The sequence below is a fragment of the Enterococcus sp. DIV0170 genome (genome assembly GCF_051710765.1).
Classification (GTDB): domain Bacteria; phylum Bacillota; class Bacilli; order Lactobacillales; family Enterococcaceae; genus Enterococcus_A; species Enterococcus_A raffinosus.
The window spans coordinates 365040-377137 of record NZ_JBIOLG010000001.1 but is presented as its reverse complement, the minus strand read 5'-3'; the positions used below and the strand labels follow the sequence as shown (position 1 = coordinate 377137).

13 protein-coding genes and 1 other annotated feature are annotated in these 12098 nt (G+C 36.9%); of the genes, 5 read left to right on the top strand and 8 right to left on the bottom strand.

What is annotated here, in order from left to right; genetic code table 11:
• The first annotated feature begins 16 nt into the window (after positions 1 to 16).
• Positions 17 to 850 (top strand): hypothetical protein, encoded by an 834-nt coding sequence (locus IGI50_RS01840; protein WP_438775970.1) that lies wholly within the window; start codon positions 17 to 19, stop codon positions 848 to 850.
• Between the two features lie 550 nt (positions 851 to 1400).
• On the opposite strand, the gene IGI50_RS01835 is transcribed toward IGI50_RS01840, so the two are convergent.
• Together IGI50_RS01835 and IGI50_RS01830 are read right to left on the bottom strand one after the other, a co-directional pair.
• A complete protein-coding gene (locus IGI50_RS01835) occupies positions 1401 to 2987 on the bottom strand; it encodes a DNA primase family protein (protein WP_438775968.1) in 1587 nt (528 codons plus the stop codon).
• A 110-nt stretch (positions 2988 to 3097) separates the two neighbouring features.
• The gene (locus tag IGI50_RS01830) at positions 3098 to 3343 is read right to left on the bottom strand and encodes a helix-turn-helix domain-containing protein (protein WP_438775966.1); all 246 of its coding nucleotides are present in this window, start codon (positions 3341 to 3343) and stop codon (positions 3098 to 3100) included.
• 145 nt (positions 3344 to 3488) lie between these two features.
• Here IGI50_RS01830 and IGI50_RS01825 point away from each other — a divergent pair, with 145 nt between their 5' ends.
• Both IGI50_RS01825 and IGI50_RS01820 read left to right on the top strand, forming a co-directional pair.
• Positions 3489 to 4049, top strand: coding sequence for a helix-turn-helix domain-containing protein (locus IGI50_RS01825; protein WP_438775964.1), 561 nt, complete (start codon positions 3489 to 3491; stop codon positions 4047 to 4049).
• 36 nt (positions 4050 to 4085) lie between these two features.
• Complete coding sequence (locus tag IGI50_RS01820) at positions 4086 to 5291, top strand: tyrosine-type recombinase/integrase (RefSeq protein ID WP_438775962.1); 1206 nt, start codon at positions 4086 to 4088, stop codon at positions 5289 to 5291.
• Between the two features lie 36 nt (positions 5292 to 5327).
• Here IGI50_RS01820 and rplT read toward each other — a convergent pair whose 3' ends face one another.
• From rplT to infC, 3 genes are all read right to left on the bottom strand, one after another.
• Positions 5328 to 5687, bottom strand: a complete 360-nt coding sequence (gene rplT, locus IGI50_RS01815) for a 50S ribosomal protein L20 (protein ID WP_010781965.1) — start codon at positions 5685 to 5687, stop codon at positions 5328 to 5330.
• Between the two features lie 61 nt (positions 5688 to 5748).
• Positions 5749 to 5949 (bottom strand): 50S ribosomal protein L35, encoded by a 201-nt coding sequence (gene rpmI / locus IGI50_RS01810; protein WP_010747119.1) that lies wholly within the window; start codon positions 5947 to 5949, stop codon positions 5749 to 5751.
• Positions 5950 to 6022: 73 nt separating this feature from the next.
• Positions 6023 to 6547 (bottom strand): translation initiation factor IF-3, encoded by a 525-nt coding sequence (gene infC, locus IGI50_RS01805; RefSeq protein ID WP_010747120.1) that lies wholly within the window; start codon positions 6545 to 6547, stop codon positions 6023 to 6025.
• A gap of 27 nt (positions 6548 to 6574) precedes the next feature.
• Positions 6575 to 6703 (bottom strand) — a sequence feature (ribosomal protein L20 leader region).
• A gap of 132 nt (positions 6704 to 6835) precedes the next feature.
• On the opposite strand from infC, the gene IGI50_RS01800 reads away from it, so the two are divergent.
• Positions 6836 to 7870 (top strand): FUSC family protein, encoded by a 1035-nt coding sequence (locus IGI50_RS01800; RefSeq protein WP_438775959.1) that lies wholly within the window; start codon positions 6836 to 6838, stop codon positions 7868 to 7870.
• A gap of 77 nt (positions 7871 to 7947) precedes the next feature.
• Positions 7948 to 8757, top strand: coding sequence for a Cof-type HAD-IIB family hydrolase (locus IGI50_RS01795; protein ID WP_438775957.1), 810 nt, complete (start codon positions 7948 to 7950; stop codon positions 8755 to 8757).
• Positions 8758 to 8794: 37 nt separating this feature from the next.
• Here the strand turns inward: IGI50_RS01795 and IGI50_RS01790 are convergent, their stop codons facing one another.
• The 3 genes from IGI50_RS01790 to IGI50_RS01780 all read right to left on the bottom strand — a co-directional run bounded on the left by IGI50_RS01790 (position 8795) and on the right by IGI50_RS01780 (position 12019).
• On the bottom strand, positions 8795 to 9700 hold the full coding sequence (locus tag IGI50_RS01790; RefSeq protein ID WP_010747123.1) for a magnesium transporter CorA family protein: 906 nt from the start codon (positions 9698 to 9700) through the stop codon (positions 8795 to 8797).
• A gap of 154 nt (positions 9701 to 9854) precedes the next feature.
• Positions 9855 to 10694, bottom strand: a complete 840-nt coding sequence (locus IGI50_RS01785) for a sugar ABC transporter permease (protein WP_010747124.1) — start codon at positions 10692 to 10694, stop codon at positions 9855 to 9857.
• Positions 10694 to 12019, bottom strand: coding sequence for a carbohydrate ABC transporter permease (locus IGI50_RS01780; protein ID WP_438777559.1), 1326 nt, complete (start codon positions 12017 to 12019; stop codon positions 10694 to 10696). Before IGI50_RS01780 ends, IGI50_RS01785 begins: the two co-directional genes overlap by 1 nt.
• Between the last annotated feature and the right edge of the window lie 79 nt (positions 12020 to 12098).

The following is a 12098-nucleotide window of genomic DNA, read 5'->3' as shown; positions in this document are numbered from 1 at the left end:
AAAGGGGTCTTAGAAAATGAAGAAAAAAATCGGCTTATTAATTTTATCAGTATCGCTTATATCACTACTTACAGCCTGCGGTGAGAAAAAAGATGTAGCATCATCTACGCCAGAATCCGAAGCGTCAAATGGTAAAGAAATGACCTTTTCCGAATATTTCGCCAAATCAAAAAAAGAAGCACAAATCTGGTATCGTGTTAGGTCTAATGACGACGGTATTGGAAAAGACACTGAGATCAGCAGTGCGTACGTTTTTGACAAAGATAAAGTGACAAAATATGAGGAGTTTGAAATGTCATTGGGCGATGTATCAAAAATGAGTGACTCAGAAATTATAAAAGAGATCAAAAAGCAACAAAATACGTATGATCAAAACATAATTGATGAAAATATCAAAAGAGTTGAAGAAACAATACACGACAGAGAAAACAGCACAGCAGCGGCAGATCAAATTGCATTATTCAATGAGCAATTAAAATATCTTAAAGATACGAGCGTTTATACCCCAAAACCGTCTAGCTATAAATTTTCGATCCAGACCGACAGTACAGGCAACAACGCTGCCAGCGAGACAGTCAGTTTTGGATTTAAAAAACAAGAATTGGCTTACTTACGTATGGATGAGGCCGCTGAAAAAGATTCTGTCGTAAAAACTCAACTTGTCGATCAAGAAGATGAGTTAAATTTTTCTGGCCCATCGGTTCTGCGTGGTACTACTGTTTATGACGCTACGTACATTACTGTTAATGTCGACGACGATTACTTTGTACTTTGTCGCGATGACAAAATGACACCTTTAGTTTTTGACGAACCAGACGCCAAAAACGTCGAAGTTGATCCAAAAAAATAGCAGAATTCGAACTATCTTTCCCTCGCCTTTTTATTGTGTGAGGGATTTTCACTTTTGAAAATCTATTTTCTCCACTAACAGAAAATAGATTCATACATTAGAAACGTGTTGATTTTTGAAAAAGATCTTTAGTACAAGAACTAAGACTTTAATTATCTCTGGACGCAATCTTACATAAATGCTTCGAATTTTCTATTCAACTCAATTCTCCCTTATTAATACAAAAAAACGACTAACACTATATTTCATGGCACAAACCCTCATTTTGTACTTTTTGTGTACACGAATCGTTGATACATCAAATCAAAGTAGGTAAAACACAAAATACACAAGTTTAAATAATACAATATTGAAAAAATATATATTATTGGTTATGAGGTTGTTAATACTACTAGGGTTGTTTATTTCTGTGTTTTCTGTGTCTGTGACTTTCAAATTGTACTAAATACTGATATATCAACCATTATTACTTTCTTTTTTGCACACGTCTAAGATTGTTTATTGTACTTATGCACAAAAAAGAGATACAGTTACCTGTACCTCTACATATCTAAACTTTCCAAAATCCTCGATATCGATCAGCTCGCTCAAAATCTCGGACTCGTTCTAAACTGTTACCTGTATAACTTTGATCATACCAATTTTCTAATTTATATGTAGTAATAAGTGGCTCATCAGCATCCATTCGTTTTTGAACAGTTATAGGATACTCAGAAAGAGTCCATTGTTTATCATTTTCAATAATCCCGCTAATAATTTCATAAAAGCGCTGCCTACTATACACTCGACCTGAAGGTGTACTCTGATAAAACCATGATTTATAAAGATCGTACAAGAAATTTCGAGGGACAAAATCCCAAGCTAATTCTGTCTTAATTTCCTTCCAGAACTCTAGAACGGAGTTATTTATCTCTTTGTATTGATCCATTAATTTCAAGCTAACTTCAGGTACAATATATTCATCAAAATCTAATAGCAGAGCTTTTTTCAGAACGTATTCCAAAACATCTTTTCTAGCAATATAATCATTCTTAATTTCTTTTCGCTCGCCATTATTCTGAAATGATTTTAAAAAAGGCACTAGTATAATTCGACGGTAGAATGACTCGGATTTATCACGGGTTTTAGGTAATCCATTTAACATTTGGATATTTGCACCATGAAATTGGAACGGATAAGGCTTCTCAAATTTACCATTAATTATTATATCATCACCTGTTATACTAGCTTTAAAGTCACGTACAGAATCAATATATTGATCAACACTATTTTCATCCGAAATATTGGCAATCACATTTACAAGTTGAGCTTTTAGAAAAGGTTGTCTAAAATCGTCAATGCTTAAACTACTATAATTTCCATTGCCTAAAATGTTTTTAATCAGTTGTCCAATGGTTCCTTTGCCATTGTTACCAGATTGTGAGAAAAAAAAGATTGCTTTTCCTCTAGAAAAACTCCCTTGAATTGCATCCGAAATGACTTGCCAAAAAAGCTCGGATACTTCTTTATCGTTATTCGCAAGTTCAGATAACCATTCTTCAACATTCCATTTATATCCATCATTTGCTGTGATAAGCGGCAACACAATTGTTTCATTATATTCAACAGACAATTTTGAAAAGAAAACATATTTTGGATTAAATTTCTCCAGTTTTTTTGTCTTTTTATTGAATATCCCATTTTTTACCGCAATCAAATGTTTGTCATTTGTTTTATGTACGACTGGTACTAGTGTCTTAATATCAGATACAACCTCTTCACACTGTCTTACGGTTTTGTTTGGTGATATTAATTTTATTAACTGCTCAAGATATTCTTTATCATTACGGAATAAGCCATTTTTCTTATCATAAACAGAAAGAAGTGTGTCATTGGAATTATTACTCATACGGACTTTACGAAAATCGTAAAGATAAGCAAGAAGTACAGCACAATCAAGACTAGTCAACTGTACAGGAGAACGCTTTTGTAAATTTTTTGATAAACCTTCATTTTCTAATTCAACTTGTACAATAAGTTCCGTTAATGCAGATTTTCCAAATTCAAAAACGTATTCATCGGAAATGTTTTGATAATCAATTTTCTGTATAAGCGTCTCTAAATATGTTGGTGTTTTCAATTTTAAAATTTTGTCCATTGCAATAAATCCTTTCAATATTTTTATTGTTTTGCGATGCATTTATGTACTTTTACAATAGTAATTTTTTTACATTTGAATCGATTACTTTTTCAGCGCCCCACGTATACTTATTTTTTATAAAGCTGAAAAAAATCATCAATATCATATCGATCAATTCTGACTAAAGAATCAACCATCACTATTTTAAGACCATTATGTATAAATTTTTGTAGTGTATTATAACTAACCCCACAGTACACTGCTGCTTCCTTTTTATTTAAGTAACGTTTCGTTATTGAAGTTGATAATTTGGTCGGATCACGCACTTTTTTACTCGATAGCTTTTTTTCTTCCGTATTTGTTATAGTTTCCATACACACGCCTCATTTCTATTCATTTTGAATAACTTGTACTATCAGAATAATCTATTCAAAACGAATAGTCAATACTTTTTCTATTCTTTTCGAATAGAATTTTCAGTGAATATAATGTATAATAGTTCTAAGAGGAGGTCATATCATGTCTGATTTATCTATAAGAATGAAAGAATTACGAGAAGCACATGGTTTATCAAAGGCAGAGATGGCAAGAAAAATTGGTATATCCGGAGGAGCATATTCCAACTGGGAATATGGAAATCGTGAACCAAACATCAATATGATAAAAAAGATTGCAAATATATTTGATATCCCATCATCAGAATTGCTAAAGTTTGGAGGACAAGAAGAATTCACTTTGGTTGATGTAAGTGTTGACCAAGAAGATGAAACTCATTTTTCTTATAAATCACGTGTAGTTAGTGATTCATTTGATGCTAATTTGGATGGTCAACTAGAAATCTTAGAAAAAATCCCACATCTTAGTAACAATTCAGCACTAGCCATCAATATTAAGATAAAAAACATTAAAAAAAATGAACAAGAATTCAACATTCATGATTTAGAACCAATATTTTTAAGACTTGTTGCAAGCTCAGCAATTAAACAGATGCCCTACTCTTTAAATGATAAACAAGGATCTATTCCTGTGTTTGTTAAGAGTGGCGACACCGTGTTTGATGGGATTTTTTACTTGAAATAGGCTTTTTTCAGCGCCCCACGTTGATAGGAGCATATTATGGCAACACAAATCAAGAAATATAAGAAAAAAGACGGAACAACTGCTTACATGTTTAAAAAGTATTTAGGAATTGATCCAGTAACTGGAAAACGGCAAGAAACAACTAGACGTGGTTTTTCTTCTACTAAAGAAGCAAAGATTGCACTGGCAAATTTAGAAATTGAATTTGCAAAAAACGGTTTTTCACCTAAAAAAAGACAACGAACATATCAAGAAGTTTTCGAAGAATGGTATAAACTCGTATATAAAACCAGAGTAAAGGAAAGTACTTACTGGAATACACTCATTCCATTCGAAAAGCATATTTTACCTGCATTAGGAGCCTTGAAAATAAATAGTATTTCTGTCACTTTTTGCCAGAGGTTAGCTAACGCTTGGTCACAAGAGCATCCAAGACGATACAAAAGGTATCTAAATTACGCTGGGATGGTCTTCAAATACGCGGAAACACTTGACGAAATAGAAAAGAATCCTTTAGAGCGTATCACTGTTCCAGTAGTGTTTGATGACGAAGAAACAAAGAAGAATTTCTATTCGCGAGAAGAATTATTAACCTTTCTAGCGGCATACAAGAAGCTTGATCAACCTAAACGCTACACCTTCTTTTTACTTTTGGGTTTCACTGGATTGCGTAAAGGTGAAGCATTAGCACTCACTTGGCGAGATATTGATTTTAATGAAAAAACAATTACAATCAATAAAACATTGGCTGCTGGTAAAAATGGTGCTCGTTTAATTCAACGACCAAAAACAAGAGCAAGTAATGGTACTATAAGCATTGATAGTACTGTTATTACTGCTTTAAAAGAATGGCGTGTTCAGCAAAATAGAATCCTAAATCAATTGGGTCATATTGCTTCCACCGAACAGCTAGTTTTTAGCCAAGATGAAGATAACTCCCTTTTACACTCAAGGACTCCACTCACTTGGCTTCAAGTTTTTTACCATCATCATCCAAGCATGAAAAAAATTACAGTTCATGGATTTCGCCATACTCATGCCTCTTTGCTTTTTGAAGCAGGGGCAGATATGAAACAAGCACAAGATCGATTAAGACATACCAATATTAAGACAACGATGAATACCTATATCCATGTAACACAAGAAGGTAAAGACGAAACGGCCTCACTCTTTGATGATTTTATGGCAAATGGTAAGCGTGTGGGTCAAACTTTGGGTCAAACAAAAAACCCGCTCGAATGAGCGGGTTTTAACGTTGTTAAATCAACGTTTATAAGCTTATTTGTTTAATGAATCTTTTGCTTGGTCAGCTAGTGCAGTGAAAGCAGCTGCATCGTTAACTGCTAAGTCAGCTAACATTTTGCGGTTGATTTCGATACCGGCAACTTTAAGACCGTGCATTAATTTTGAGTAGCTCAAGCCGTTCATACGAGCTGCAGCGTTGATACGTGCAATCCACAATTTACGGAAGTCGCGTTTCTTTTGACGACGATCGCGGTATGCGTAGTTGTATGAATTCATTACTTGTTCTTTAGCTGTTTTAAATAGAGTGTGTTTAGAACCGTAGTAACCTTTAGCTAGTTTTAATGTCTTTTTACGACGTTTACGAGTTACAGTTCCACCTTTAACACGTGCCATGTTTAATTCCTCCTAATAAATAAATCATTGAATTTTTTAAATTGTAAAGCGGGTTGCGCAATTATTTCATGCGTGCCAATTGTTGGCGGATACGTTTGTAATCGCCTTTTGATACCATAGACGCTTTACGTAGTTGACGACGTTGTTTTTTTGTTTTTCCGTGGAAACGGTGACTTGTGAACGCGCGGAAACGTTTCAAACCGCCTTTACCAGTGCGTTTTACGCGTTTTGCTAAACCGCGATGTGTTTTTTGTTTTGGCATGACTAAATTTCCTCCTACTTTTCATTTCGCATACTCTTTAACGAGAGTCAAAGATGCATTCTCAAAATTATTGCTAGTCTTTCTTCTCTTTCGGTGCAAGCACTAAGAACATGCTACGTCCGTCCATCTTCGCCTTTTGTTCCACTGTCGCGATATCGGCAGTTTCTTCAGCTAAGCGATCAAGAACTTTTTGACCAATATCTTTGTGGGTAATGGCACGGCCCTTGAAACGGATTGACGCTTTTACTTTGTCGCCTTTTTCCAAGAATTTACGTGCGTTACGAAGTTTTGTATTAAAATCGTTCACGTCGATTGTTGGGCTCAAACGAACTTCTTTAACGTTGATCACTTTTTGTTTCTTGCGAGCTTCACGTTCTTTTTTCTGTTGTTCGAAGCGATACTTCCCATAATCCATAATACGCGCTACAGGTGGTTTTGCACCAGGAGCGACTAGGACTACATCAAGGTTTGCTTGTTCAGCAATCTTTAAGGCTTCTACTTTCGATTTCACACCTAATTGTTCGCCGTCTTGTCCGATCAAACGTACTTCACGTGCACGAATGCCGTCGTTAACCATCATATCCTTTGCTATGGTCATTCACCTCCAAAATTTTTGAGAGAAAAAAAGCGAATAAAAAAACGAGTTCTTTACGAACCCGCACGTAGTTCGACTCATCGAAAAGATCAGTCATTAACTATCTAGCCCAGCGAGATGTTCGCGTAAGGCGAGAAGCGGGTGCTTCTGCTTTCATTTCTCAACTTTACCAGTATACAAGGAGTAACTTAAAATGTCAACCAGATAATTCCTATTTCTGATTGTTTTCTGAAACTTTTGTTGAAATTTCTTTAGTTTGTGTGCTAACGTATAGAGGAAGGAAGTGATCGTATGGAGCATTCTTTTTTTAAAGAATTGATTCATTACAACAAACCCAAGGAATCCCCATTACGCTTGATTGGCGCCGGCCTTTGCATGAGCAGCATTCTTTTTACCGGCTACTTATTCCACCAACTAACGATTTCTAGTTTCGGCTCATTAGGTATCTTCACCTTTCTCTATTATCAAAAACTTCCATTAAAACAATTGATGATCCGTTTATCTATCGTCGGCAGCTTTTTAACTGTAGGAAACTTTCTCGGAATGCTTTCCACTCATGCTGCTTGGACGGCTCCGATCGTCGTTGCAATCGTTGGTTTTTTAGGAAGATTTTTCTTTAGATTATATGGTATCGCTAAACCTGGTCCCTTCTTTATTGTCATGGTTACAGCAATGGGGGCTAGTACAAAAATTCCGCTACATAGAATTCCCATAATGAGCAGCTTCTTGCTTCTCGGTGTTCTTTTTTCTTTAGGCTTCGCTTTCCTGCTACATCTTGTAGAAAAGGAACCTTTGCCTGCTAGTAAACCTCCAAAAACAGTGAAGGAACGAATCAATGATGATCCAGCAGTAGTGATCGATAGTCTTTTATATAGCGGCTTTTTATTCTTTGCTGTTTATCTAAGTATGGGACTGCAATTGAAAAACCCTTATTGGTTGGTCGTTTCCTGCGCCTCCATATTACAGGGAGACAATCTTCGAGCGATGGCTCATCGCAATGTTCAACGAATCTTCGGTACGATTATCGGACTGGCAATTGCAGCCTTCCTGCTGAATTTACCATTATCCGTTTTTGAAACCTTACTGATTATTACCGCCCTTTTTGTAACAGTCGAATATTTCGTGAAACGTAATTATGCCATCGCTCAGTTCTTCTCCACCCCAATGGCATTAATGCTTTCTATGTTGGTAAGACAACAGTATCTTTATTCTCTGATCCAATTCCGCTTTCTAGGAATCGTGATCGGCAGTTTATTGGGGCTGTTTGCTGGTTGGTTGATGAGTACCAGTTTAGAATTTTACAACCGTAAATTCCATTCTAATTAAATACAACCATTAAAATCCGAGTGAGTCCACTCGGATTTTGCTATAATAAGGACAATAAAAATGAAGGAGGCTCCACTATGTATCGATTGATTGCTTGCGATCTCGATGAAACATTGTTAGATAAAGGCCGACATGTTTCAAAACGAACACAAGAAACAATAAAAATGGCTGAAGCGCAAGGATTGGTCTTTGCACCAGCTACCGGACGCGGCTTTTATTCCATTAAACAAACGCTAGAAGAGTTAGATGCGGCGAATAAGAAAAATCATTATATGATCGGTTTTAATGGCGGCGTAGTCGTAGAAAACTATGGACCAACAATCATCAAAGATTTTCCTATGCCTTTTGAGATTTTGGCTCAACTATTTGAATTTGGTTCGAACTATGATGTTGCGATCCATCTCTATACCTTCGATCAAACGTATGTCTATCACAGCAACCCAGAGGAGGACGCCTACTTAACGACAATCCCCCACGAAAAACGGCCGGATGATGAGATAAGCTTTCTAAAAGATCAAGTCTGCTATAAAGCCTTGTTCCAAAATTTAGATCGCAGCTATTTGGAACGGTTAGAGCAAGAGATGCCCAAGTCCCTCCACGATGTCTTAGAGATCAGTTATTCTTCTAATCGTTACATCGAATTCAACCCTAAAGGAGTCAGTAAAGGAGTCGCCTTACAAACACTCGCCGAGCATCTGGAGATTCCTATGAAAGAAACAATCGCAATCGGTGACAACACCAATGACTTGGCTATGATCCATGCAGCAGAACTGGGCATTGCCGTAGCAAACGCGGTTCCTGCTGTAAAAGAGGCGGCTCAACATACAACCATTGCAGATCACGAGCAAAGCGCTGTAGCCGAAGTCATTGAAACATTCATCCTATAAGATAAAAAAAGCGAAGCATCATTTGATTGCTTCGCTTTTAACGTATTCTGCGCCATAAGACCAAGATTAACCACACTGATAACCCAAGACTGATGATTAGCGTAATAACCCACCCAATCTCAGAATGCGTAAACGGCAATGGCATATTCATCCCGAAAAAGCCCGTCACGATTGTCGGAATTGTTAGTAACAACGACCAAATCGTCAGAATTTTCATCGTATCATTCAAATTGTTGTTCAATAAATTATTATAGGTACCAGATAATTGATCCAAAATTTCACTAGACAGTTTCGTCATCTCTACTGCCTGCCTCGCCTCGATCAACGCATCATCCAGCTCTTCTTTTTCCTTATCGGTAAAACTAGAAAAAATAGATTGAACCTTTACTTGTTCCAGCAACACAGCATTTTGCTTAGTCGCTGTCACTAGATACACCAAACCGATCTCCAAATCAGATAAAGCCAATAAATTTTTATTCGTTGTTTTCTCCCGTAGTTTCTTATTTAGGTGGATTCGCTGACTGTCGACTTCCTCCACTAACGGAAAATAATAATCAGAAATCAAAAACAACGTATGAAACAATAAACTCGCGGTACTTTGATTCGGCTCATTCGATAAGATGTTTTCAATAATATTCTCAACATAAGAAGTCCGATCATTTACAAAAGAAAAAAAGGTATGGTCCTTCAGAATAAAGGCCATCGGACTTGTCTCATAATGATTATCCTTTTTCAAGAGGTTCGGCACATTAAAGATCAATAGAAGGGCTTTTTCCATCGGATCATACTCCACCCGCGCCCGTTCATTATCATCTAATGCGTACGTCAGCATTTCGTCGCTGATCGCATAGCTGGCTCGTAATTTTTTTATCTCGTGAGGCTGTGTAGCATCTACATTGATCCATGAACACATCTCTTGATTGAATGTTTGTCTGCTGTCCATCACAATCCTCCCTAACTAAATCATTCACCTTCAGTATAGCAAAAAAATTTGATTCAGTAGTTTAATACTACTTGATAATAAAAAAGAACAGAAGCGAATTAATTTCACCTCTGTCCTCAACGATTCAAATTTGTAAAATGAAAGCAAAGCTAAATTATCCCTTCACTCCGCCAGCCGTGATCCCTTCCACATAATACTTTTGCATTACCATAAACAACAATGTGATCGGAATGGCGATAATCACACATCCTGCTGTAAAAGGCATGAACCATTGATTGATCTTATCTGGCTGAAGCATGGTGAACAAGCCGATTGCTACCGTGTATTTCTGCTTTTGTTGACCCAAAATAACCTGTGCGAAAATGAAATCCATCCACGGAATCATAAACGTCATTAATGCCGTATAGACAATGATCGGTTTTGACAACGGCAATGTGATCTTAAAGAAAATATCCTTTTTTGTAGCCCCGTCAATCATAGCTGACTCGTCTAAGGAGTACGGAATCGTATCAAAAAAACCTTTCGCGATATAAAAACCTAATGCCGCACCCGCGGAATATACGATGATCAAAGCAATCAATGTCCCATCTAGTTCCATCGCCTTTAAGATATAATACACAGCAATCATGCTCATAAAGCCAGGAAACATGTTCAAAACCAACGCTAACTTCAAGAAACGATTTCGAAACTTAAACTTGATTCGCGAAACAGAATAAGCGATTGCTACAGTGATGAACGTTGAAATGAGGCAGGTAGCGATTGCTACAATCAGTGTATTGAAAAACCACTGGGCAAAAGGATATGAGTTATTACTGAATAGCATTTTATAATTCTCCAACGTAAAGGTTTTCGGAATAATATAGTTGACCGACATCGCTCCTTCTCCGCGAAAGCTAGTCAAAACAACCCATAAAATTGGAAATAGCCAAATGATCGAAAGAGTGATCAACAAGATGTAAACAAATGCTAGTGTTCGCGTTTTTTGCTTCTTCATCATTGCAAACCTCCTTCATAAGATTTTGAGCGAGTATAAGCTAATAAACTAAAGACCGCGCTCAACACAAAGATAATGATCCCTATGACACTGGCTAAGTTATAATCACTCGCTACAACGGTCAATTTATACAGCCAAGTTACTAATAAATCAGTATCCCCGGCTTGGTAGAGAGCAGAATTATTGGGTCCACCGCCAGTTAATAGATAGATCACATTGAAATTATTGATATTTCCAATAAACTGCTGAATCAGATTAGGTGTCATGATTAGCAGAATTTGTGGAAATGTAATGGATCGAAAAATCTGAAATTTATTTGCTCCGTCAATCTCAGCTGCTTCGATCTGCTCAGTCGGTAAATTCATAATGATTCCTGTCGCGATTAACATCGTTACCGGAATCCCTACCCACATATTGACAAAAATAATCGAAAACTTCGCCCAAGTGCCGTCACTTAAGAATGGTAACGCGTTAGAAATCAATCCCCACTTCTCTAGAAGAGCGTTTAAAGGGCCCCAATCCGCTAAAAGATTACGCATGATTAACAAAGAAACAAATTGCGGCACCGCCATCGTGATTACAAAGATCGTTCGAAAAACTTTTTTCCCTCGCAGCCCTTTTGTGTTAATTAGCAGGGCCAGTAAAATTCCAAAAAAGAAGTTGGTTGCCGTAGCTACAACAGCCCAGATCATTGTCCACGACAACAACGGCATGAAAGTCCCTGCCATACGGCCGGTTAATACATTGCTAAAATTTGCCAGGCCAACCCAGTCAAACAAGTGTCCAGGAGGCAAATGATTATGATCATAATTCGTAAATGCAATACCAATCATATAAACCAACGGCAAAATAGTAAAAAGCAGCACACCGATTAACGGAATGATCATTAATGTCATGTGAAAGCGGCCGTTAGCTAGTGTTTTTAGATCTTCTCTAAAACTTGGGATCTTCTTATTTTCTTTATTTAACAAAAATAATTTTCGATTACTCTTCAGGCTGCACCAGTAAACATAAGCAAATACGCCACAGAAAATAATAGCTGCTAATCCATAGATCATCAATAGCATGGAGTTGTCGCCTTCTACCGACACCTTCATCTTTATTCCATCAATCGTTTGCCATTGCATCCCTTGAGTTTTCGTTCCCAACGTTACTAATCCGACAATTCCCGGAATAACCTGATAGATACAAGCGATAATAAATATAATTTCAGACAACAAGAATAAAATACCTTTAAAGAATTGTTTATTTAACAGGTTGCTGAGTCCCATAATTCCAAATGATAGCTTTGTTTTGAGGTCTCCCTCCCTGAACACACGCTTCATTGAGAAATCATCACCATAACCCCCGGATATTTCCATTGAAAGAACCTCCTTTTTTTGAAGTAAGCTTGTTCGATACACA